The organism is Spirosoma knui, from assembly GCF_054780635.1.
Window position 1 is genome coordinate 17,687 of the sequence record NZ_BAAGVY010000005.1, and the last position, 24,568, is coordinate 42,254.

The window sequence follows — 24,568 nt, forward strand, 5'->3', positions numbered from 1 at the left end:
ATTTAGCATTGATGATTACTCATTTGTTCTTACTGAGTAATCACCAATGACAACTGCTTACTTGTAATACGGAACAGGCTCTTTACCCAGTTCTGGGTCCTGAACTATCTCACCGGCCGGAATCGGCAGAAACATTTTGTCTTCGGTGAAATTGGTGATGTAGGTCGGTGCCGTTACCGTTCCGCGATTCTGCTTCTCGATGATGGCTTTCGCTTTAGCATAGCCCTGACGCTGAATGTCGTACCAGTAATCACCCTCGAAGGCAAATTCAACCCGGCGTTCGTGCAAAATATCATCGTTGGTAATCGATGTCTTCGCCACTAAACCGGCCCGAGTCCGTACTTTGTTGAACGCATCGAGTGCGCTGGCATCACTTGTCGAGGCTCCACCCGCCAGTACAGCTTCAGCATAAATCAGCAGAATATCGGCGTAGCGAAGCAAGACAACGTTGTTACCTGAATTTTGACCCAGTACAGTTTCACCCCCAAAGCTCTTACCTGGTCCGGCAAAGTACTTGACGAGGTTGGCACGCGTTGGGCTAAGGCTACCCCCATCTTCCGTTGGCTGAAGCGTGTCATATTTGAATCCGCCCGCCATGAATGCGTTGTACTTAGGCGCATTCGCACGTTGTGGTTTCCAGTTCGGGTTGGTCCAGCCATGCTCCATTACAGACCATTTCCGGCGCAGATCACCGAATTCGTATTCTTTCAGCATGTCCAGCGACGGAACGTACATTTCCCAGGCATCCGCTTCGGCGGTACGTAACGCACCTGCGCCACGGTCTGGGTTTTTGATGTTACCCGTACCCCATGGGTCCTGAGCTAACTGGTGCTGAATCGAGAAGATCGCTTCGTTGTTGTTGTTCATGCCCATCTTCGTGAACATGCCGCTGTAATCGTTTACCAGCGAGTACTTGCCCGACTGAATAACTTCCTGCGCTTTCGTTTTTGCGTTTGCGTAGTCTTTGTTATACAGATACAGCTTTGCCATCATCGCTTTGGCGGCATATTTCGTCACCCGGCCCGGAACGTCTGATTCTGGCAAACCGGCTTCTGCCTGCTGCAATTCTTCCAAAGCGAACCGGAGTACGTCTTTTTGCTGGTAACGCGGAATGTTGAAGTTACCCGACAGAGCCGTTTCACCTGGATCGGTGATGATTGGCGCGGCACCCCACGTACGAGCGATGTAGAAGTACAGCATACCCCGAATGAAGTGTGCTTCAGCAATGGCTGGGTCTAAGTAAGCCGCGCCACCACCAGCTGCCTTCTTCTCTTCGAAGGTTTTGATCATTACGTTCGAATACCCAATGATTTTGTAGAAAGCACCCCAGGCCGCGCCAATCCGCTCGGATGCCGACGAAACGGTGAAATTCAGGTACTCCACATCGGTATAGGTAAACATGTTACCCGACATTACGTCGCCGATGGCATCCTGCGCCCGGCTTTCGTAGTTCCGCCAGGGCAGACCGCTGTACAGGGTGCTGGTAGCGGCCCGTACCTCATCGGCATTGTTGTAATAGTTACCGGTTGTCGTACCCGATAACGAAGGGCGCTCGATGAAATTTTCTTTGCAGGCACTCAGAAGGAGAACCGGAGCCAGCAGCGCTGCATATATGAAATTACGTTTCATGTCTTATGTATTGAGTGATTGAGTAAATGAGCGATTTAGTGATTAGTATATCAGCGTTGTTCGCATAATCGCTAAATCACTCATTCAGTCAATGTTTAGAATTGCAGATTCGCGCCTACGGTGAATGTACGTGGGTTCGGATAGTGACCCGTATCTACGTTCATCAGCTTGATGCTGTTATTGAAGGCACCAATTTCTGGATCGTAGCCCGAATACTTCGTGAACGTCTTCAGGTTCTGAATCGACCCGTAAACCCGCAGGTTAGCTATTTTCGCTTTACCCAGCAGGTTCTTCGGCAGGCGGTAACCTAGGGTGATGTTCTGGATACGTGCGTACGAAGCATCCTCTACGTAGCGGTCCGACATGGCGATGTTGTTTTTGTTCGTGTTCGTGAACCGGGGCAACGCACCATCCGTATTGTCGGCTGTGTAACGATCCGTTACGGTATTCATTTGATTTGTGTAGGCATTGTTCAGGCCTTCCAACTGCCAGCGGAGGAAGTTAAAGGCTTTAGCGCCCTGACTTCCCTGTAAGAACAGCGAGAAATCGAAGTCCTTATAGTTCAGGGAGTTGGTTAGACCCCAGGTAAACTTCGGTAGCGGACTGCCGATGTACGTGTAATCCTGCGCGTCGATCTTGCCATCACCGTTGATGTCCTTGAAGCGGATGTCGCCCAACCAGGTTTCCGTTTGGTTGACTTTATAGCCAAACTGGGGAAGGCTATTGTCGAGATCTGCTTGTGTGCGGAACAGACCATCGGTAACCAGACCCCAGAACGAACCGACCGGACGACCCGGTGTGGTGTGCGTAACCAGATAGTTGTTGTAATACACCTTACCATCAAGCGCCGAAGCAGCACTCGCAGCTTTGTCGTATTTGTTGGTGAACTGCGTGAAAACAACGTTCGTTTTCCAGCTGAAATCACCCCGTTTGATGTTCGTCGTTGTCAGACCGATGTCAACCCCGGTGTTGGTCATCTGACCCGCGTTGCCCAGCGGAGCTTTCAGATCGTCCCACTGATCGCCAACCCCAATCAGGTTCGGACCGGTCAGGAAGATGATCATGTCCGACGTTACTTTCTTATACACGTCGATGGTAGCGTCGATACGGCCGTTGAAGAAGCCTAAGTCAACACCCGCGTTGGCCGTTTTCACCGATTCCCATTTCAGGTTCGGATTCGGAATCCCGTTGATCATGTTCGACGAACCGAAACCGACCGGACCCGAGAAGAACTGCACAGCGCCAACATAAGCCGGGTTCGGTGCACCACCGGGGAAGTTCTGGTTGCCCACAACCCCGTATCCTAAGCGCAGTTTAGCATAGCTCAACGTATTGGCGATAGCGCCTTTCATGAACTTCTCGTTCGAGATCGTCCAGCCTGCCGATACGCCCGGGAAGTAACCCCACCGGTTGTTCGGCCCGAAGTTCGACGAACCATCCGCCCGGAAGCTGGCCGAAAGCGAGAAACGGTCGTCGTAGGTATAGTTGGCACGCGCAAACCACGATTCCATCGCCCACTGTCCTTTACCACCACCGAGTCCCCAGGTGGTCTGATCGGCGCTACCCGTGTTCAGGTCAAAAATGTTCGCCTGCAGGTCAACTTTAGTACCCGAAATCGCCTGGTAATACGAGTTCTGCGCCTGATGACCAACGGTTGCCTGAATGCCATGCTTCTTAACGTACTTGTTGTACGTCAGATAGTTTGTCAACGACCAGTAATAGCTATCTGAACGGGAGTCGATCAATTTGCTCCGGAACGACGTACCACCTACGTTACCAGCTTTCTGGAACGCTACGTTGTTGTCCTGACCCAGCGAGTACGATAGTTCGTTACGTAACGACAAGTCTTTGGTGAACTGAAGTTCGGCGTATAAGCTACCAAAGATGTTGTTCGTCGTTTTGGTGTTGCCGCGGTACTGGCTGTTTCCAACCAGGTTCGAGTTGTTGTACTGTACGCCACCAACCGTTTGGCCACCGCCCCACGAACCGTCCAGATTTTTCACCGGAATAAGCGGGCTGGTTGAAGCACCCCACCAGATCGTACCTTCGGCGGCATCGGCCAGCGATACGTTCTGAATGCTGCGCGATACGTTGGCACTCAGACCTACTTTCGCCCAGCTTTTCAATTGGTTGTCAAGGCTGAACCGCGACGAATACCGTTTGAAATCTGAGCCCAGCAGGATACCCTTGTTCTGGAAGTAGTTCAGCGACAGGTAATACGTCGTTTTGTCTTTACCGCCCGAGAAGCTTAACTGTTGGTTATTGATGGTTCCGCGCTGGAACATCGCTTCCTGCCAGTCGGTACCCGTACCCAGCAGATCCGGATTCTTGAACTCGTCGGCAACGGGGTTACCGATGATCGGCAACACTTCGTTTTGGTACCGGGCGAAATCGCGCAGGTTCATCAAATCCAGGCGACGAGCCACTTCCGAAACGCCTGTATACATTTCGTAGTTGATCTTGCCTTCGCCCGATTTGCCTTTCTTGGTTGTAACCAGAATAACGCCATTGGCTGCCTGCGAACCGTAAATCGCCTGCGCCGACGCATCTTTCAATACGTCGATCGACTCGATGTCGTTCGGGTTTAGCATGGCCATGACGCTGTTTCCGGTTTGCCCATCGCCACCGCCCAGGCCCGCATAACCCGAGCTAGACGACGTATTACCACCAACGAACGGAACACCATCAATTACGAAAAGGGGATCGTTGCTGTTGATCGACGTAACACCGCGTACTTTTACCGAAACGCCACCGCCCGGCTGGCCACCGTTGCTGGTTACCGTCACACCGGCGGCTTTCCCTTGCAGGAGCTGATCGACACCGGCAGCCGGAATGTCTTTAAGTTCGGTTGCCTTAATGGTCGTGATCGACGACGTAACGTCGGCCCGTTTTGCCGTACCGTACCCGATTACCACCACTTCGTCGAGCGACTGGTCGGCGGTTAGCAACGTAATGTTCAGCGTGGTGCGCGTGCCGACCTCAACCTCCTGGGTTTTCATCCCGATAAAGGAAATAACGATGGTCTTGGCACCCGCGGGCATGTTGAGAGAGAATGCGCCGTTGATGTCCGTTGTGGTACCGATCTGGGTGCCTTTTACGGATACAGTAGCGCCGGGAAGCGTGTTGCCTTTCTCGTCGGATACGGTCCCTTTGATAAGGGCTTTAGTGTCCGACGGGGCGGTGATGATACTCGTCTTAGCGCCCTTTGTGGTCGCTAATGCAGCTCCGTTTCGATCGGAGACTGGTCTTATCATCGTTCGATCCTGGGCGCTGACGGTTAGCCAGCTGCTCAGCAGGACGACGCCTGAAAGCACATGTTTAATCATATGAGGAACAAATTAATATAAGTATGTTAATAGGGATGGTAGACAAAATCGGATACGTTCCGCCAGACGATCCATCAAATCGCCTGAATGTGTGTTACGCCAGTATAGGAGTTGGTTTAATTAGTTTTTGCATGGGTAATGAGATCATGACTGAGGTGCCCCGCCGGGCTTCGCTCTGCCACATGACCTGGCCGCCCAGGTAGTCGATCCGGGACTTGATGTTAGCGATGCCGTTGCCTTTCGAGGACTCTTCCGAAAAGTCACCACCCTGCCCGTCGTCATCGACACTGACGAGCAGCGTTTCATCATTGGCCATAATCTGTACGGTAATTGTCGTTGCCTGGGCGTGCTTCAGGGCGTTGTTCAGCAACTCCTGCACCACCCGGTAAATCATAACCGACGCTTCGTCGCCCAGCGCCAAGGTCTCACCGTAATGTTCCAGAAACAGCTTCGTCTCGTTGACCAGATTCAGCTTCTGAACCAGGTCTTCGAGGGCGGGCACGAGGCCAAACGTCGAGAGGGCGTAGGGGCGCAGATCGTTCGAGATCAGCCGCGTTTCGGTGCAGGCTTCGTCCAGGAACTGGTTCAGCGGGTCCTTCACCGACACCGGAAGTTGTTCCTGATGCGCTTCGACGAATAACTTGATCCGGGACAGTTGAATACCCAGTCCATCGTGCAGATCACGGGCAATCCGACTACGTTCGCTTTCCTGGCCTTCAATCATCGCTTGCAGCGACTTCAGCTCCAGCTGCCGGATTTGCTGCTGCGCAATCACGGACTGCTGGTGCGTAATCAGTTTCTGCTGGCGACGCAAAAACACCAGGGCTGCCACACCCAGCACACTTATAATCAGGACAGCGATCAGGGCTGAATTCAGCATGCGTTGATGATTGCTTTGTTGTTCAATGAGTTGTTTCTCAACGGCCAGGGTTTTAATCTGACTGTCTAATTCCTGTAGACGAATGCTTTTGGTCTGTTCGGACGTATAAAATTTATCGGCAAAATCCATCGACTCCAGCGAGACGGTGTAGGCATTTTTATAATCACCCATGCTGGCGTAGCTATAGGCCGAATGTTTGGCCAGTTCACGCAGCATCGCTACGTTGTTCTCGGCTTTAGCCAAGGCATAGCTTTTTTGATAAGCTTCCAGCGCAGCTTTCGGGCGATTCCTAAACTGCTCGACAATACCCAGGTAAAAGTGATTTAAGGCAATCAGCCAGCTCACGTTCAGCTGTTTTGCCAAGACCAGGCTCTGGTTGGCGAAGTACTGAGCCGAGTCGGGCTGCTTGGCCCGGGAGTACGTATTCGCCAGCAGATTTTGCGCAAAAGCCTGAAAATAGCGCTGCTTGTGGCGAGCACTCATTTGTTCGGTTTTACGCAATTGCGTAAGCAGATTCGTGTCCATTGGCTCTTTCTTCTGAGCGATGTTTGCCAGACCTAACCGGCACTCAATAATTTGGGGTACCCGACGCGTGCGCTCGAAAAATTGGAGCGCCTTGTTAAAATATTTCTCCGCCGACGACTGCATGAAGTCGTCGTGCGAGTAGTAATCGCCAATGGCAATGTGCTCGGTGTAATAGCCCAGTGAGTCACCCACTAAGCTGTAGTATTTAAGCGCATTGAAATAAGCGTCCACTGTATACTTATTATAGCCGTATTGCTGATGGTAAAGCCCACCTAGGCGGTCGTACGCCGTAGCGGCCTGCTTATAGTTTTGGTCAGCCAGCAACTGCTTGATCAGTTTTTTTACTTGCTCCATGGGCAATGCATCGCCTGCTGCCTTACTCTGGAGGAGTAGGCCGGTTAATACAATAAGCAGGAAGGTTCCCAGGAACGTTTTCATTAAATCAGGCACTAGTGAGCGTATTTCGGCTGCTCTCCAGAGCGTGTAGCTGCTTTACTAAGTGTTGTTAACGAGTTGATTTGGCTGAATCCAGCGTCTGTTACTCAATGCATTGCATCTGCATGGCGGTCTTGATGAGCAGAGCCGTGTTCGGAACGCCAAACTTCATGAGCAAACTGCTGCGGTGAAACTCGACGGCTTTGGTGCTGACAAACAATTGCGTCGCCATCTGTTGAGTCGTTAATCCCTGCGCAATCAGATTCAACACTTCCGATTCTCGCGGTGTCAGGTTCGGTCTTGAACTGCTGCCCGCCAGCGACTTTCGGGTTTTGCCCTCGTCGTGGAGGAGAATGTGCATAATCGTCTCGTTGAAGTACTGCCTCTCCTGATGCACGGTACGTATGGCCTGAAGCAACTCAATCTTGGTTGTATTCTTCAATAGGTAGCCTTTCGCTCCTTTTTTTACGACCCGTTTAATCAAACTGGCGTCGTCGTGCATCGTTAGCGCAATCACTTTAATCGTTGGATGCGATCGGGTAATCAGTTCGCAAAGACCTAGTCCATCATCAATCTGCGGAAAGGAAATATCCAGTAATACAACATCGATCGGAATCTGTCTTAACGACTTAATCACCGAAGAGACGTCATAACAGCGTTGAACCACTTCAATTTCGGATGAGCCCGATACCAGCGACTCTATACCTTCGACAAATACGTTATGGTCATCCGCAATTAGTACTCGTATCATTTAGTTAGAATAGTTCTTGTCAACAGCAGGCGGATTATTTTGGAGCTATCGTAGTTGAATTTTGATGAGAATGTCCGTATTCAAACGACCACCTGTTCAGCCAGTTACTAAGTATTTGAAACCGTATTTAGTAGATTTAGGAAGGAAATAGTGTCTCTTTTTGAACTTTACTTAGCAAAATTAGGACTAAAGGCCACGTTCAGGAATAGTGAAAACCCCATTTTATAAAATTTAGGGTTAACCCTAAGTACCCTAGTTTTCTGCCGCATCTTAAGACCGTATTTAATTAGTAGTTCAGGCTCAACGCCGTTACGTTAGCCGCTTCTGGTACTCACACATCGACTATACATTGCAGAAAGACCTGGCATTGTCGGCTATACAAAACAAGTTCAACAATCGAAACTAGTTGGTGATAGATAATTAAGAAAGAGTAGGATAGAGTTACATTAGTAACGCATTTCTGCCGCGAATACGTTTCTTAATTTCGAGCGAATTGGGTAAATTTTTCTACAAATTATATAGGATTAGTACAGTGATCTGATCGTCAGTTGATAAAGTCTAAAGTGCGATATTTACAGTCTGAAAAAACCACCACTCATCCATGTCTGCGTACGTAGTCAGCGCTGATAAAGCTAAACTGGACATACCCCTCATTCATCAGTTCCTGAGTCAGGAGGCTTACTGGTGCTTAAACATTCCGCTGGACATTGTTCAGCGCTCGATCGACAACTCGGTTTGCTTTGGGGTATATGACGGGGAGCAGCAGGTGGGCTTTGCGCGCGTGGTGACCGATCTGGCTACGTTCGGCTACCTGGCCGACGTATTTATTCTGCCCAAGCATCGGGGTAAGGGGTTGTCGAAGAAACTTATGACGTTTATTATGGCTTATCCTGCCTTGCAGGGGTTACGCCGGATGATGCTGGTCACCCGCGATGCGCACGGCTTATACCGGCAGTTTGGCTTTGAAGCTGTTGATAATCCAGAAAATACAATGTCTATTAAAGCATTTACATCCTACTGATGCTCACGAAACGTATTATTCCCTGCCTCGACATTAAAGAAGGTCGTACGGTAAAAGGAACAAATTTTGTTAACCTGCGCGATGCCGGTGATCCGGTTGCGCTGGCCGCGGCCTATGCCGAACAGGGTGCCGACGAACTGGTTTTTCTCGATATTACAGCAACCGTTGATGAGCGAAAAACGCTGATTGACCTGGTGCGCAATGTAGCGCATACCATCAATATTCCGTTTACTGTTGGGGGCGGTATCTCGTCTGTAGCCGACGTATCAGCGCTGCTGAATGCCGGAGCCGATAAAATTTCGATCAACTCATCGGCCGTACGTAACCCCGACCTGGTCGATGAGCTGGCGCTTGAGTTTGGCAGTCAGTGCGTGGTTGTCGCCATCGATACGCGTTACGTAGACAACGAACACATTGTTCACACCCATGGCGGACGAAAACCAACGGAGTTACGTACAATAGCCTGGGCGAAGGAAGTCGAGAACCGGGGAGCGGGGGAAATTCTGCTGACGTCGATGGATACCGATGGCACCAAGGCCGGTTTCGCGATTGACCTAACGGCTGAAATTTCGGGAAGTGCCAACATCCCGGTCATTGCGTCGGGTGGGGCTGGTACCATGGACCACTTTGTCGATGTGTTTACAACGGGCAAAGCGGACGCCGGATTAGCGGCCAGTATCTTTCACTTCAAAGAAATTGAAATTCCTGCCCTGAAAGGCTATCTGCGCGAGCGAGGTATCGAAATGCGCATCACAAACTGATAGAAGTTGAAGCTGAAAGGTATCAGATTCAATCGGATGGTCAGGAAAGGAATACTTATTACACTAGAATTTCGCAGTAAAAGCTGCTCTTTTTGAATAGGAGCAGCTTTTACTGTTCGTTAACCAAAGCTGATTATATCTAAAAAGGCACAACGATTTGCGCCGTACTAACTCTATCAAGCCATAAAAAAGCCCCGAATTCGGGGCTTAGTAAGCGTTTCTAAAACTTGGCGGTTGCTGTTTCCGCAGGCTTCAGTTTCTCCTTGAATACTTTCTTAAACTTATCGAGCTTGGGCGCAATCACGAAGGCGCAATAGCCCTGCTCAGGGTTGTTGGCAAAATAACTCTGGTGATACGCTTCCGCTTCGTAGAAGGTAGTGGCGGGGCTGATCTCCGTAACAATCGGATTCGCGTAGGCACCGGCTTTGTTCAGTTCTGCTTTCGCTGTTTCGGCCAGTTGTTTCTGCTCATCGGTGTGGTAGAAAATCACCGAGCGATACTGCGTACCGACATCGGCTCCCTGGCGGTTTAAGGTCGTTGGGTCATGGCTGCGGAAGAACGCTTCCAGCAGTTCCTGATACGTGATCTTGCTGGGGTCGTAGGTCACTTCAACGCATTCGGCATGGCCGGTTGTCCCCGTGCATACTTCTTTATACGTCGGATTGGGTTTCTGACCGCCTTCGTAGCCAGACACCGCGTCCAGAACGCCATCCAGCGATTCATACAAAGCTTCTGTACACCAGAAACAGCCCGTTCCGAACGTGGCTTTCTCTAATGTAGTCGATTGATTCGTCGTCATAGTTGTTGATTTCTGTTGATTGACCGGTTGCGCCTGAACCGCCAGCCCCAGGGCCGACAAAAAAGCGGTGGCCAACACCGTTACGTGTTTACGAAGCGCAGTTGCAACCATTGAGTTGGTTTGTGGTTGTACGATACATAGACAACGTAACTCTTCGGCGTAAAGTTTGCGCTCCGACTCCGTGAAAGACTTCGACACCAACCGCTTCCGCTACGACGGCTCCGAACCCATTAAAATCAAAAAAGCGCCCACCAAAGTAGATGACCTCTACAAAGACGACGATCAGTACGAACAGCTGCTACGTGAGCAGGCGGCTCAGATCGACAAGTGGCAGAACCGCCTGTACGCCCACAATCGGTTTGGCGTGCTGGTCATCTTTCAGGCGTTGGATGCTGCGGGTAAAGACGGAACCATCCAGAACGTATTTACCGGTACGAACCCGACGGGGGTACGCGTGTATTCGTTCAAACGACCGACCGAACAGGAGCTTGACCACGATTTCTTGTGGCGAAGCTGGCGGGAGTTACCTGAACGGGGCACAATTGGAATTTTCAACCGCTCGTATTACGAAGAAGTGCTGGTAACCAAAGTTCATCCGGAGATTTTAACCGAGAGTCAGCGATTGCCCGACAAAGCCACGGAAGATCTGGACAAGCTCTTTAAGCGTCGGTATAAGGCGATTCGGCAGATGGAAAAGTTCTTGCACCAGAACGGCTTTCCGACCATTAAATTTTACCTGCACGTATCTAAAGGAGAGCAGGCCGATCGGCTTATCGCCCGCATTAAGGACCCAGCCAAAAACTGGAAATTTGACGAAGGAGATGTAAAAGAACGGGCGTTCTGGGACGACTATCAGAAAGCCTACGAAGACGCTATCAATGAAACAGCCACTGACAAGGCTCCCTGGTACGTGATTCCTGCCGACGATAAAAAGAATATGCGCCTGCTGGTTGGTCGAATCCTGATCGAGGAACTGGAAAAGATGCCTATCAAAGAACCAGAACCCGATCAGGAGCGCTTCAACGAATTACAAAAACTCATTCCTGTCATTCAGGCTCAGTAGCGATTGAGCCAACAAGAAACTTCGGAATCTGACGAGAAAAACCAACTCATTATGAAACAGCCGCCGATCTCGTCATTTCGTTACGTAGGAAAACGAAAATTTCTGACCGCTGAAACGCCAACTCTACTTGATCCGCTTTACACCGACGAAGCCGATCACCGGCGACAGCTCGACAGCCTGGCCGCCCGCATGGATCAGGCCCAAAACCGAATGCACGCTCACGAAAAATATGGGTTGCTGGTGGTTTTTCAGGCGATGGATGCCGCGGGTAAGGACAGTAGTATTCGGCACGTATTCCGGGGTGTTAATCCGTCTCGGTTTAAGATGGTGCCGTTTAAAAAGCCCGGTGACGAAGACCTGAAACATGACTTTTTGTGGCGGTTCTGGCAGGAGTTGCCCGAACGTGGAAACATCGGCGTGTTCAACCGCTCGTATTACGAAGAGGTGCTCGCGTTACGTGTCCATCCCGATCGGCTGCGCGACCAGTCGATTCCTGAAAATCTGCTGCCTGCCAACGACAAAACGCTCTGGCAGCAACGCTTCGGCGACATTATTCACTTCGAGGATTACCTGTTCCGAAATGGCTTTCCAATTGTCAAGTTCTACCTGCACGTGTCCAAGGAAGAGCAGGGTAAGCGGCTCATTGCGCGCCTGAACGATCCGGAGAAGCAGTGGAAGTTCAGCGAAAACGATCTGGAAGAGCGGCAGTTCTGGCCTGAATACATGCAGGCGTATGAAGACACCATAAATGCCACCGCAACAAGGCAAAATCCCTGGTACGTGATCCCAAGCGACGACCGGCCTAACCAACAGCTGATCATCGCCCACATCCTGACGGATATTCTGGAAGCATTGCCAACCGAGTTTCCGAAGACCGAGAAAGCGAAAGCTAATTCCCTGATCAAACAGATTGAGAAACAGGACAATAAGTAATTGCTTTTGATTACTTTAGAGCATCAAACTTTAGCCTGAACAGCGCTGCCCATGAATTCATTAAAGCTGGCACTCCTGGTTATATTCATTGGGATGCGTAGTGCAGGCGCTCAGTCGATCTCGTTAACCGAAGATCCGGTGTTCAAAACGGTTCTGGGGCGTCAGATCCGGTATCCGGTTTTAGCGGAACAAACCGGCGTGTACGGACGCGTTTACGCTTGCTTTACCGTCAATGAGCGAGGGCACATAGAAGGGGTGCAGGTGCTGGGTAGTGGCGATCCGAAGTATGGCTTTACCGAAACGGTACGGAAAGGACTTACGGCCTTGCCTCCGCTTCAGCCCCGGTACGCCGGACAGTACGTGTTGCCAATTGATTTTGCCTACATTAATTACAACGAAAGTGCAGAACCGTTGCTCGCTTCTGGGCAGAGTCTACCCCCTCTTTATCAGCAAGGGCGCATATTGCTGAAGCCTATGCGGGTTACAGGCAATAGCCGGACCTACCGACATAACGGCACCTTAACGCCTTCGCCTTTGCATACGCCAGAACGCCGTTATTATTAGTCCCTTCGGGAGGCTTCGACTGATTCAGACAAATGGCCATTTATTGATTCTGTCCAATGGGCAGGACCGTTCAGCCTTTGCTTTAGCGGTTTCATCTAAAATTTAGCCAAGTCGCTATCTTTTGCCTTTAACTTTGCGTTGTCACTACAGGAATAAGCAAACTACTGACTAATAGGTTGGTGGCGCATTTATTAACTCCATGAAATACAACGTACTACTTTGGACAATCTGTCTCTTTTATATTCTGTCACCAGTACCAGACGTTAGAGCGCAGAACGACCAGAACGTAAACAATCGCGCCACGGCGCAGGAGAAATTAACCGTTAGCGGCTACATCAAAGATGCTGCCAACGGCGAGGGCCTGATTGGCGTATCGGTATACGTAAAAGAAACGGCAACGGGAGCCGTCACCAACAGCTATGGTTTTTATGCCGTTACGGTCCCGCCGGGCGCTTATAACCTGGTTATTACGTATGTCGGTTACGAAAAGCAAACAAAAACCGTAACTCTGACCGACCGTAACCTTCGGCTCGATCTGGAATTAAAGGAAGAAGGCAAGCAGCTTCAGGAGGTTGTCGTATCGACCAAGCGCGAAGACGATAACGTCAAAAACATCGAGATGAGCGTCAATAAAATCGATGTGAAAACCTTGCAGCGCATCCCGGCTCTCTTGGGCGAAGTTGACGTAGTACGTAGCATTCAGCTGCTGCCCGGCGTATCGACGGTAGGGGAGGGCGCGACTGGATTTAACGTTCGGGGCGGAAGCATCGACCAAAACCTGGTGCTGCTCGACGAAGCGCCGGTCTATAACTCGTCTCACCTGTTCGGCTTCTTTTCGGTATTCAATCCGGATGCGGTAAAAGATGTCAAGCTCATCAAAGGCGGTATTCCCTCTAATTACGGCGGCCGGATTGCGTCGATCCTGGATGTGCGGTTGAAAGAAGGCAACGCTAAGAAACCGGAACTCAATGGCGGTATAGGTTTAATTTTCAGCCGGTTGTCGTATGAGCGGCCGTTATTTAAGGGAAGAGGCTCGTTTATCGTAGCCGCCCGTCGGTCATACGCCGATATTCTGGCTCAACCTTTTCTGAACAAAGACCTGAGAGGTTCCAAGTTCTATTTTTACGACCTCACGGCCAAGGGTAATTACCGCATCAACGATAAAAACACGGTGTTTCTGTCGGGTTATCTCGGTCGCGATGTGTTTGGGGCTGATTTTGGATTTAACTGGGGCAATACCACACTCTCGGCTCGTTGGAATCACGTATTCAGCGATAAGCTCTTTTTGAATACAACCGCGTATTACAGCAACTACGACTACTCGCTTGACAGCGATTTGAAGCGGAAACCCGAGAACGCCAACGATTATTTCCGGACGAACTCCCGCATAGTCGACTACAGCATCAAACCTGACTTTTCGCTGTTTTTGGGTAAAAGCACCATTACGTTCGGGGGACAAAGTATTCTGCACGATTTTCAGCCGGGTACGGCAACGGCCGCCAGCTCGGGCGATGTGCGAACCTTTGGCTTGTCGAATAAGTACGGCTTAGAGAACGCCCTGTACGTTGGCAATGAACAGCAGGTATCGCCGAAACTGCAACTTCAGTACGGATTGCGGTATTCGCTTTTCAGCTACATCGGTCCCGGCCAGGCCTATACGTTTTCAACGGCTGGCCCCGCCGGATTGAGACGTCCGCTTACCTCTATCCGGTCCTATGAGCAAGGCGACGTTATTGAGACCTACGGCAATTGGGAACCCCGCTTTTCAGCTAAATATGAACTGAGTGGCAACAGCTCGTTAAAACTGAGCTACAACCGACTGGCGCAGTACATTCACCTGGTTTCAAACACAAGTGCATCTACGCCCCTCGACATATGGACGCCGTCGACGAATAACATCAAACCACAGATCGGCGACCAGGTGGCGGCCGGCTTCTTCAAAAACTTCGGCGGCTCGGTTAACGGGTCCGGCAGCGAGTTTGAGGCTTCCGTAGAGGTCTATTATAAATGGCTGCAAAATCAGATCGACTACATCGACGGAGCCCGGCTCATCCTGAACCAGTTTCTGGAAGGCGATCTGCTAAGTGGAAAAGGGCGTGCCTACGGCGCTGAATTTTACGTAAAACGAAATACGGGCGTTGTGAACGGCTGGATCAGTTACACGCTGGCCAAAACGGAACGGCAGGTAGATGGTATCAACAACGGAGACTGGTTTCCAACCCGGTTCGACAAACGCCATACGTTAACGTCGGTCCTGCTGTTCGATCCACCGCAGGCCAAGCGCTGGAATTTCTCGGCTACGTTCACGCTGGCCAGCGGCACGCCCGCTACGTTCCCGACGAATCGATTTGAATACGGCGGGTTCGTGGGTCAGGTGATAAATGGACGTAACAACTATCGAATTCCGGCGTATCACCGACTCGATCTGGCGGCCACGCTACAGGGACGGCGTCGGCCCGGCAAGCGGAAAGACGATAACTGGGTATTTTCGGTCTATAACGTGTACGCTCGCAAGAACCCGTTCTCGGTGTTTTTCCAACCTAACACAGACAGCCCACGCGTCACGGAAGCCATACGGTACTCGATTTTCGCGACGGTAATTCCGTCGATAACCTACAATTTCAAATTCTAAGACGTTCTGGCATCATGTCACTTATGTATAGATTGACTTCTCAACTTTTATGGATGATAACCGTCGTTGCTGCGTTTACGCTTACGAGCTGCGAAACGGTTATCGATGCGAAACTTGACGAGGGACCTGCGCAATTGTCGGTAGATGGTACGCTGACCGACCAATCCGGTCCGCAGACGATTCGGTTGACGCAAACGGCTGCGTATTTCAACAACGGAACTCCGCCGGTTGCAACTGGGGCAACCGTAACGGTTACGGATAATCTGGGTAAGGTGTTTGATTTTACTGACCCCGATAACGACGGTTATTACGTTTGGCAGCCGACCGGTAAAGACACGTTGGGACGTATCGGGCGGACGTATAACCTGAGCATTACGTTCCAGGGGGAAACCTACCAAGCATCATCGCGAATGAATCGGGTGCCCACTGTCGATTCGATTGTGTTCCGGAAAGAAAAGCTGAATCCGTTTTCATCCACGGAAGGCTACCGGGCTGAATTTTTTGCGCGGGACTTCGCGGGCGCACGCGACTACTACCGCATCCGTTATTTCCAGAATGGTGAACTTCAGAATAAGCCCGGTGATATTACGACGGTTGAAGATGCTTCGTTTCCGGGCAGCGCTGATACCGACGGTCTGATATTTATCCGACCCATTCGGCAGTCGGCGAATCCAGACAGTTTATTCAAGCTGAATGACGTCGTAGATATAGAAGTTCAGTCGTTAACGGCCGAAGCGTTTGAGTTCTGGCAGCAGTTTAGGCAGCAGATCACGAATGGAGGCTTGTTTGCTACCCCACCCGCTAATGTGCCAACGAACATCGTCAACGCGAATCCCAGCGGACGCAAAGCCACCGGATTTTTTGTGGCCTCAGCCGTTCGTCGGCGTACGGCAATCGTTCAGAACGAGAACATTCGGCAGTAAAACGATTCGTCGGCTTAAGGGTATACGGACGGTGTTTGCTTTGAGAAAACGCCTTCTATCAGTTGATTTACAAGTATACCTGGTACCACGAGCAGTACGAAACCGGTAGCGAGCAGGACAGTGAATGTAATTTTTAAGACGGCTGCCAATAAGCCTAGTGTAAGTCGAAGTAGTTTCATAACCAGTATTGTATAACGGAATATGAAAACTAAAACAAGAATTAGGCCAATTATACTTAAGTTGTTATCTAACAGCGCCGTATAAGTAGCTGCTCTTCGAAACAGTATACCGTGACAGGACTATACGTCAGCAAATCGCTCCTAAATTGGTTAAGCTAATAACCAACTTAGGAGCGATTCATTTACTACTCTATGTAGTTACGCTTAGCTGAGGATGATTAAAACGCGTATCGTTTAACGATTGTCTCGCCGGGCAGCAGCCATACTCCCCGCGCTGACTGTGAATAAAAGGAGGTCCCGAACGGAACTTCTTCCCGCCGAACACGCCCGTTTTTCAACCGGATGTCAACCGCCATCGTCTTGTTATCCACAGGCGTAAATGTCTGCGGCTGCTGAAGCGCAAACACACGCATAGCACCCCGGTTCTGCGTTACCGCCATGCGGAAGCGCCCCTGAGCGTCGGGCCAGCTGACCAGAGCTTTCGCGTTTCCGGGAATAATGAAGCCGCTCTGATACGTCGACACGGGCGCAAAGCCGCCTTTTCCGTCGCCTTTCAACACCAGGCCATTGAACGCGTCCATCCGCCCGGCAACCAGATCGCTGCCGTAATCATTACCGACCAGCACCGCATCCAGGTTGCCGTCGCCGTCTACATCCTGAGCCAGCATACCAAACACCGGAGCCACCTGCGCCAGCGTAGGCAGCGGACGGATCTCAAACTTACCGTTCCCCTTGTTTTCGATATAGCTGCTCATCAGATACGTCGCCGAAAGCTTCAGGGCTTGACCCCGTTCCTCTTCGGTTAAAATCTGGTTCATTGTGGCCTGACCAAGGGAGGCATACTTCACGTAGCGTTTTTTGATGCCGATCATTTGCCGAACCATATCGTCCCACCCGAAATACGGATACTCTTCGTACTGGCCTTTAGCGTTCTTGAAATAAACCGACGTAAACGCATCGTAGAACCCGTTATTGTCAAAGTCACCGGCGTACATACGCACGGGCCGTTCCGGGGTGGCACGTAACAGATTGTTCTGACCTAGGTTGCCAACCAGGTAATCGACGTCGCCATCATTATCAAAATCGCCGGACGTAAGCGAGTTCCAGAAGCCGGTTTTATCGGCGAGACCGGTGTTTTCGAGCGGCTGCAAGCGACCTTTTTCGTTACGTAATATCGTTACGGGTGCCCACTCGCTGACGAGCATCAGATCGACATAGCCATCTTTATCATAATCGGTCCATAGCGCGTCGCAGGTTAACCCGCTTTTTGCCAGTGTTGGTGCTACCTGGGCCGTTACGTCCGTAAACTTAGGCTGGCCATTCTTACTGTCATTACGTAACAGATAACTAGGTACACCCATCGGGTATTTATTGGGCTCGACACGCCCGCCGACAAACACATCCAGATCACCGTCCCGATCGAAATCAGCCGCTTTTACGCAGGATCCGCTGACCTTGAAATTGGGAAGGGCGTTCGACGCCAGGGTGAAATTTCCCTTACCATCGTTTGTGTACAGCCGATGCGTCAGGGCTTCGGCCAGTTGGTCGGGTGCAAACTCGGTGCTGCCACTGGCGGCATACAAATCCAGATCTCCATCCGAATCAGCGTCGAAAAGCAGCAGACCAGCATCTTCCGACAGTTTTGCCGGTAAGGGCTTCAGCGTGAACCGTCCATTGGGCTGCTGAAGCAGCACTTCAGTGGCATATTTAGAGCTACCACCAACGACCATATCGCTCAGACCATCACCGTTAACATCGCCTACGGCCAGAGCTGGCCCGTATTCAGACAGTTTGTGCAGCAGCGTTTTTTGCTGGTTGAAGTCGATAAAGTCGTTTTCTTCGTGCCTATACGTAAGCCCGATCGAATCCGTTACGTCGCGTATTAACCGCTGAGGCTCTGGGACAACGGTAGGCGCAACCTGCCGAGCATCCGCAGCTTTTAGGGTAATAATCTGGTCAGCCTTTACTCCTGAAATCAGTTGTACCCGTCCATCCGGCCACGTCACTTTCAGATTCTGGATAACGTCAACCGGACCCAGACCTAAGTGAGCGATGGGTTCAACGCTGGACAGGAAGCCCCGGTAAGGCGTGTGTTCATAAAACTCTTTACGGCCGCCCGGCAGATCGTATTCGACCATGGCACCCAATCCCATTGGATTAGCTCCGTTTCCCTGAAAGCGAATGCGCAGGTAGTGCGCTTTCTCTGGCTTTTTATCAGCCAGGGTGTTGCGGTAGACAAACGCTTCGTCGTCGATGTTGTTGATCACGTAATCCAGATCGCCATCCCCGTCGAAGTCGGCATAAGCGGCCCCATTGGAGAAGCTCGGCTCGGTCATACCCCAGGCATCAGTTACGTTCTGGAACGTAGCGTCACCCCGGTTCTTAAAGGCGTAGTTGCTGACCTTCACCTGCGGCATTTTCTCCGTTAGTTCTTTCCGGAGATCGTCGCCCAGTAAGTTGTTTACGGAGCTGTAATAGTTGGTAAAATCACGGTCCGTCACGTCGCGCGGAAAGCCGTTGGTGACCAGCAAGTCCCGGTGCCCGTCGTGGTCGAAGTCAGCCAGCAGGGGTGACCAGCTCCATTCGGTTTCAGCTATGCCGGCCAGCATACTGGTTTCACTGAAAAGCGGCACCTTTGCCTTTGTACTGTCTCCGTACGGACGTGGACCCTGGTTGATCTGCAACGTATTGCGGGCGTACTGATGTTCGTAGCCCATCCGGTCCCATTCCTGATACGAGAAATAGCTGCTTCCACCCATCAAACTCTTTTTCCGAAGATTGTCTTCGGGCAGCATATCCATAGCCACAATATCAGCTAGACCATCGCCGTTGATGTCGGCCACGTCGTTACCCATCGCCGAGTAACTGGTATGTTTAAATGCTTCTTTAGCGTGGTTGGTGAAGGTTCCGTTGCGGTTGTTGATGTACAGCACATCGTTAGTCGCGAAGTCGTTTGTTACGTAGATGTCTTTCCAGCCATCGCGGTTGATGTCGCAGATGTTCATCCCCAGTCCAAAGCCTTCGGCTATGACACCGGCCTCTTTCGTTACGTCGGTAAAAAAGGCATGACCCCGTTTCGCATCAAAGTCATTCCGGTAAAGTCGGTCTACGTTGGGCGAGGTACCGTCGTCAATGCGAACGTTCAGGTTACCGGTCGTTTTGCTATCGAAGATCTGGTCGACCAGCACGAACAGGTCTAAATCGCCATCGTTGTCGTAGTCGAAGAAGGCCGAGTGCGTGCTATAGGTCGTGTCGGCAATGCCATAGTCGGCAGCCATTTCGCGGAACCGGGGCGCTCCATTTTCATCATTGCCCTGATTAACGTACAAGAGATTAGCCCGCTGAGCCGCTTTCTTGTGCAGGGTGTTGGATACGTAGAGATCCAGCTTGCCGTCGGCATTGATGTCTACAACCGACACTCCTGAGCACCAGCGCCCTCCACCATTGACGCCCGCTGATTGCGTTACGTCTTTGAACTGCATATCGCCTTCGTTGAGGTATAACCGGCTCGACACCTGGTTACCGGCGAAAAAGATGTCGGGCTTCTGGTCGCCGTTGAAGTCGCCGACGCCTACACCTCCGCCGTTGTAGATATACTGGTAATTCAGAATATTCAGCGTGTCGCTGTCGGTAATAGTATTGGCAAACGTAATGCCCGTATCCGACGAGTCGAGCCGCTCAAACAAGGGCTTTTCCCGGCAGGACGTAAGCGCTAAAACCAGGCACGTGACCAGCAGCCACGAACCATTCTGTTGGTTAACTTTCATGAGTTAAAACCGAGCCTGTACGGTGGTAATGGTTAACAGATAATCTTCAAATTTACCTATAAAAAGGCCTTATTCACAAGGCGTTCCAATTTTATGAACTGACCCGGCTGCGCAGCCGCCCAAACAAGGGTTGAAACGTAGCACGCTCCACAATCAGAATCACCAGCACAAAGAGGCCGACCAGTACTAAATGAAACGCTCCGGCGAGCCAGAGATTTTGAATAGTAACCAACTGGGCACCATAAATTAATAAACCGGCGCCCACTACGTAGCCTACCGCCGAGCCGATATGGTAGGGAACCGGGTAATAACGCTCACCCAACACGTAGCAAAGCGCCATCATGGTAAAGCTCGATGCCAGAAACGCGAGCGCACAGCCCATGTAGCCATACTGCGGGATCAGCCATATATTCAATCCGATTACCACGATCGCGCCAACGATCGTGATGACGGTACCGTATACGGTTTTGTCGCTGAGTTTAAACCAGAACGAAATGTTGTAATAGACACCCAAAAACAGGTTGGCTAACAGAAGAACGGGTACTACGTCTAAACCACTTCGGTACCGGGCAGACAGGAATAAACCAAATACGTCGAGGTTAAGACTGACGCCCAGCCAGATCAGTACGCAGACAATTACGAACCATTTGGTGACCTCGGCCAGCAGACCGGGCGCATTTTTGTCTTCGGCCTGCGAAAAGAAAAACGGGTCGGCCGCAAATTTAAACGACTGGATCGCCAGCGCCATGAACACCGATAGCTTGTAGCAGTTTCCATAAATACCAAGGGCATCTTCGGCGGTGAGTCCGGTGTAAAAGCCGTCGGGTAGTAATTGCCGCAAAAAAAGTCGGTCGGTTACGTTGGTTACCAAACCTGCCAGACTCGTCAGCATAATGGGGAACGAGTAAACCAGCAAGGTTCGTACCTGCGCCCACTGGAGTGTTGGCCGGAAGCCGATGAACGCTTTCCGTAACAGAATAAAATAGCACGCGTTGCCGATCAGATTGGCCAGAAAAATATAGCCGGGCCCGATGCTGGGATCGTAAATGACGTTGATGATGGGACGTAAGCCAGTCAGATACTCACCGTTGTAAATATCCCGGCAGAAAATCAGGAAGAACACGTTCAGGGCGACGACGAGCGTGATGTTGATCAGTTTGGCCGCAACAAACTGCTTCGCCTTGTTCTCGACGCGCAGCCGCGCAAACGGAATGGCCATAATGGCGTCGATGGCGACCAGCAGCGCTACCCAGCGGATAAACCGCTCCTGGCCTGGGTAGTCCAGCATAAGCGCAATCTCGTGCGAAAACCCGATCAGTAAGGCTGAAAATACCAGGCTAACGGTTAAGACAATGCTTAAGGTTTCGTTGAAGACGTCGGCTTTTTTATCTTTATTCCGGGCCGCAAACCGAAAGAACGCCGTTTCTAGACCCAACGTATAAAAGGTCATTAGCACCGCTACGTAGCTGTATAACTCTACATTCGACGACAGCTGCGCCGGTTGTTTGAATACGTAAGTCTGAAGCGGCACCAGCACGTAGTTGAGCAAACGCCCCAGAATGGTGCTGATTCCATAAAGCGCTGTATCGCCCGCTAATTTCTTAAAGGTACTCATCTGAAAAGGAAATACCCGGCTGCGTGATCGGGCCAACAAAGTTACGACCTTTGGTTATCTTTGCGGCTCAAGTCGAAAACGCCCTTCGCGATTTCGGTTAACCTGATCATCAATCCCTAAAGCAGTGTTTCTCCCTGCTTTGGCCAACAGCATGTCCCTGAAAATCTCATCTGCGCTGATTTCCGTTTTCTACAAAGACGGCCTCGAACCTTTAGTCCGGCTGCTGCACGATCAGCAGGTAAAGCTTTACTCTACCGGCGGCACCCAGACGTTTATTGAACAACTCGGCATTCCGGTTACCGCCGTTGAAGACCTGACGGGTTATCCGTCGATCTTTGGTGGTCGGGTCAAAACGTTGCATCCAGCCGTGATGGGAGGGATTCTGTACCGGCGCGAAATGCCCGAAGACCTAGCCCAGGCCGAGCGGCACCGCATTCCGCCAATTGACCTGGTTGTGGTTGATCTGTACCCGTTTGAAGAAACTGTCGCGTCGGGAGCAGCAGACGAGGACGTAATCGAAAAGATTGACATTGGCGGTATCTCGCTCATCCGGGCTGCGGCTAAAAACCATAAAGACGTCCTGATCGTCTCGTCGCGGAGTCAATACGGTAATGTGGTTGACTTGCTGACGGAGAAAAACGGCGCAACCGATATTGAGGACCGGCGGCAATATGCCCAGGAAGCGTTTGGTGTAACCTCGCAGTACGACACGACTATCCAGACTTACTTTAGCCAGGATACCCACTCGACAGGTGATTCCACTGCCCCGGCTGCGGATCTGACGGATTTCCGGTCATTGCCCGCCAGCCACCTGCGTTACGGCGAAAACCCACACCAGCAGGCTACGTTCTACGGCGATCTGGACGCGATGTTCGACAAGCTGCATGGCAAGGAATTGTCGTATAATAACCTGGTTGATGTGGATGCGTGCGTGGGCCTGATCGATGAGTTTACGGGTCAAACAGACAGTACGTTCGCCATCATCAAACACACCAATGCCTGCGGTATTGCGACGGCTCCTACTCCTAAAGCCGCGTATCTGAACGCCCTAGCCTGCGACCCGGTCTCAGCGTTTGGGGGCGTGGTCATCACCAGTTCTCCAGTCGATCTTGAGACGGCAGAAGAACTGAACAAGCTGTTCATGGAAATCCTGATTGCGCCGGACTACGCACCGGAAGCGCTCGATTTACTGAAATCCAAGAAGAACCGAATCTTGCTCAAGCGGAAGCCCACTACGTTGCCATCGGTCATGTTCAAGACGATCCTGAACGGTGTCTTGGAACAGGACAAAGACAATCAGACGGAAACGGCCGATCAGTTCACGACGGTGACAGAAAAGACACCTACGGATAGTGAAGTACGGGCGCTGGAGTTTGCCCTGAAAGTGTGTAAGCACACCAAGTCGAACACCATTGTGCTGGCTAAAGAAGGTCAGTTGCTGGCCAGTGGCGTCGGCCAAACCTCGCGGGTGGATGCGTTACGTCAGGCCATCGAGAAAGCGCATTCGTTTGGCTTCGACCTGAACGGGTCGGTAATGGCTTCCGATGCCTTTTTTCCATTTCCGGATTGCGTCGAGATTGCGGGTCAGGCGGGTATCACCGCGGTTGTGCAGCCAGGCGGATCGATTCGGGACAAAGATTCGATTGACTACTGCAATCAGCACGGTCTGGCAATGGTAACGACTGGCGTACGGCACTTTAAGCACTGATGAAACTGCTCTACACGATCTGGTGCGCCGTTTGGCTGGTGGTATTGTACCTGTTGCTGTTTCCGATTCAGTTCGTGTGTTTGCAACGCGACGCGTGGAAGCCTTTGGCACACCGAATCAATGGCATCTGGGGTAAGCTGTTTTTTATCGTCGTCGGCATACCCGTTCGTGTAGAGTATCGATTCCGTCCGGACCCCAGGCAGGTGTACGTCTTCTGTGCGAATCATTTTTCGTACATCGACATTGCGGTCATGGGCGTCATCGTCAACAATTACTTTGCGTTTGTTGGCAAGAGCGACGTGAAGCATATTCCGTTGCTGGGGTATATGTTCGCCAAGCTGCACGTGCAGGTCGATCGCTCGCACCCTAACAGCCGGGCTTACTCATTGGCCAAATCAATCCGGACACTGGCTGCGGGACGGAGTATCATGATCTTTCCCGAAGGAGGCATCAAGACGACGGAGCCTCCGCAAATGGTTCCATTTAAAGATGGTGCGTTTATTATGGCCATTGACCAGCAGGTTCCGATTGTGCCGATAACCCTGCTGGATAACCATAAAATTTTACCCGATGAGCACCCCGTACGGGTACGCTGGCATCCGCTGCGGGCGGTTATCCATTCGCCGATCGAGACCACAGGTATGACGCCGGATGACATCGGACGACTGAAAGAAGAAACGTTTCGGATCATTGACCATGAATTGCGTACGCACGCTGCCGTATCCGCGTAGTATCTTTACAAAACCGAGCAACCAATACGAATGAAAGTAGATCACGACACCCTGCATAAAATTGCGCACCTGGCTCGTTTAGAGGTTAAACCGGAAGAAGAAGCCGACCTGCTCAACAGCCTGAACGACGTACTGACCTGGATGGAACAACTGAATGAGGTTGATACAACCGGCGTTGAGCCCTTAACCCACATCTCAGACGAAACAAACGTGCTTCGCGAGGACGTAGTGGCAAATCACCTACCCCGCGAACAGGCGCTGGCCAATGCACCACAGCACGACGATCGGTTCTTCGAAGTACCGAAGGTGCTGGAATAACGGCGAAC

17 protein-coding genes are annotated in these 24,568 nt (G+C 51.2%); 10 read left to right on the top strand and 7 right to left on the bottom strand.

The genetic code is table 11. The annotated features are described in order from the left end of the window. Window positions 1-57: 57 nt before the first annotated feature. From ACYVIY_RS12425 to ACYVIY_RS12440, 4 genes are all read right to left on the bottom strand, one after another. A complete protein-coding gene (locus ACYVIY_RS12425) occupies window positions 58-1,629 on the bottom strand; it encodes a RagB/SusD family nutrient uptake outer membrane protein (protein WP_460976677.1) in 1,572 nt (523 codons plus the stop codon). Window positions 1,630-1,724: 95 nt separating this feature from the next. Next, entirely contained in the window at window positions 1,725-4,955 is a 3,231-nt protein-coding gene (locus tag ACYVIY_RS12430; protein ID WP_460976678.1) for a SusC/RagA family TonB-linked outer membrane protein, read from the bottom strand. Window positions 4,956-5,049: 94 nt separating this feature from the next. Beyond that, complete coding sequence (locus tag ACYVIY_RS12435; protein WP_460976679.1) at window positions 5,050-6,798, bottom strand: ATP-binding protein; 1,749 nt, start codon at window positions 6,796-6,798, stop codon at window positions 5,050-5,052. Between the two features lie 100 nt (window positions 6,799-6,898). Continuing rightward, window positions 6,899-7,546, bottom strand: a complete 648-nt coding sequence (locus tag ACYVIY_RS12440) for a response regulator (RefSeq protein ID WP_460976680.1) — start codon at window positions 7,544-7,546, stop codon at window positions 6,899-6,901. 601 nt (window positions 7,547-8,147) lie between these two features. Between ACYVIY_RS12440 and ACYVIY_RS12445 the strand changes: the two genes are divergently transcribed. Together ACYVIY_RS12445 and hisF are read left to right on the top strand one after the other, a co-directional pair. Further along, window positions 8,148-8,567 carry a GNAT family N-acetyltransferase gene (locus ACYVIY_RS12445; RefSeq protein WP_460976681.1) on the top strand — a complete coding sequence of 140 codons (420 nt, stop codon included), beginning with the start codon at window positions 8,148-8,150 and terminating at the stop codon, window positions 8,565-8,567. After that, entirely contained in the window at window positions 8,567-9,328 is a 762-nt protein-coding gene (hisF, locus tag ACYVIY_RS12450) for an imidazole glycerol phosphate synthase subunit HisF (RefSeq protein ID WP_460976682.1), read from the top strand. Before ACYVIY_RS12445 ends, hisF begins: the two co-directional genes overlap by 1 nt. 220 nt (window positions 9,329-9,548) lie before the next feature. Here hisF and msrA read toward each other — a convergent pair whose 3' ends face one another. Then, on the bottom strand, window positions 9,549-10,127 hold the full coding sequence (gene msrA / locus ACYVIY_RS12455; RefSeq protein WP_460976982.1) for a peptide-methionine (S)-S-oxide reductase MsrA: 579 nt from the start codon (window positions 10,125-10,127) through the stop codon (window positions 9,549-9,551). 181 nt (window positions 10,128-10,308) lie between these two features. Here msrA and ACYVIY_RS12460 point away from each other — a divergent pair, with 181 nt between their 5' ends. The 5 genes from ACYVIY_RS12460 (at window position 10,309) to ACYVIY_RS12480 (ending at window position 16,242) form a co-directional block, all read left to right on the top strand. Next, window positions 10,309-11,190 carry a PPK2 family polyphosphate kinase gene (locus ACYVIY_RS12460; protein WP_460976983.1) on the top strand — a complete coding sequence of 294 codons (882 nt, stop codon included), beginning with the start codon at window positions 10,309-10,311 and terminating at the stop codon, window positions 11,188-11,190. Between the two features lie 51 nt (window positions 11,191-11,241). Then, window positions 11,242-12,123, top strand: coding sequence for a PPK2 family polyphosphate kinase (locus tag ACYVIY_RS12465; protein ID WP_460976683.1), 882 nt, complete (start codon window positions 11,242-11,244; stop codon window positions 12,121-12,123). 51 nt (window positions 12,124-12,174) lie between these two features. Then, on the top strand, window positions 12,175-12,687 hold the full coding sequence (locus ACYVIY_RS12470; RefSeq protein WP_460976684.1) for an energy transducer TonB: 513 nt from the start codon (window positions 12,175-12,177) through the stop codon (window positions 12,685-12,687). Window positions 12,688-12,886: 199 nt separating this feature from the next. Next, entirely contained in the window at window positions 12,887-15,319 is a 2,433-nt protein-coding gene (locus ACYVIY_RS12475; protein ID WP_460976685.1) for a TonB-dependent receptor, read from the top strand. 53 nt (window positions 15,320-15,372) lie between these two features. After that, on the top strand, window positions 15,373-16,242 hold the full coding sequence (locus ACYVIY_RS12480) for a DUF4249 domain-containing protein (protein WP_460976686.1): 870 nt from the start codon (window positions 15,373-15,375) through the stop codon (window positions 16,240-16,242). 397 nt (window positions 16,243-16,639) lie between these two features. Here ACYVIY_RS12480 and ACYVIY_RS12485 read toward each other — a convergent pair whose 3' ends face one another. Then, window positions 16,640-20,188 carry a VCBS repeat-containing protein gene (locus ACYVIY_RS12485; RefSeq protein ID WP_460976687.1) on the bottom strand — a complete coding sequence of 1,183 codons (3,549 nt, stop codon included), beginning with the start codon at window positions 20,186-20,188 and terminating at the stop codon, window positions 16,640-16,642. Window positions 20,189-20,279: 91 nt separating this feature from the next. Further along, window positions 20,280-21,803 carry a lipopolysaccharide biosynthesis protein gene (locus ACYVIY_RS12490; protein ID WP_460976688.1) on the bottom strand — a complete coding sequence of 508 codons (1,524 nt, stop codon included), beginning with the start codon at window positions 21,801-21,803 and terminating at the stop codon, window positions 20,280-20,282. Window positions 21,804-21,954: 151 nt separating this feature from the next. On the opposite strand from ACYVIY_RS12490, the gene purH reads away from it, so the two are divergent. Genes purH through gatC form a run of 3 tightly spaced genes read left to right on the top strand, consistent with a single transcriptional unit; the run spans window position 21,955 to window position 24,560 of the window. Further along, entirely contained in the window at window positions 21,955-23,511 is a 1,557-nt protein-coding gene (purH, locus tag ACYVIY_RS12495) for a bifunctional phosphoribosylaminoimidazolecarboxamide formyltransferase/IMP cyclohydrolase (RefSeq protein ID WP_460976689.1), read from the top strand. After that, the gene (locus tag ACYVIY_RS12500) at window positions 23,511-24,242 is read left to right on the top strand and encodes a lysophospholipid acyltransferase family protein (protein ID WP_460976690.1); all 732 of its coding nucleotides are present in this window, start codon (window positions 23,511-23,513) and stop codon (window positions 24,240-24,242) included. Before purH ends, ACYVIY_RS12500 begins: the two co-directional genes overlap by 1 nt. Before the next feature lie 30 nt (window positions 24,243-24,272). Next, window positions 24,273-24,560: an Asp-tRNA(Asn)/Glu-tRNA(Gln) amidotransferase subunit GatC gene (gene gatC / locus ACYVIY_RS12505; protein ID WP_460976691.1), complete on the top strand. Its 288-nt coding sequence runs from the start codon at window positions 24,273-24,275 to the stop codon at window positions 24,558-24,560. Window positions 24,561-24,568: the final 8 nt, after the last annotated feature.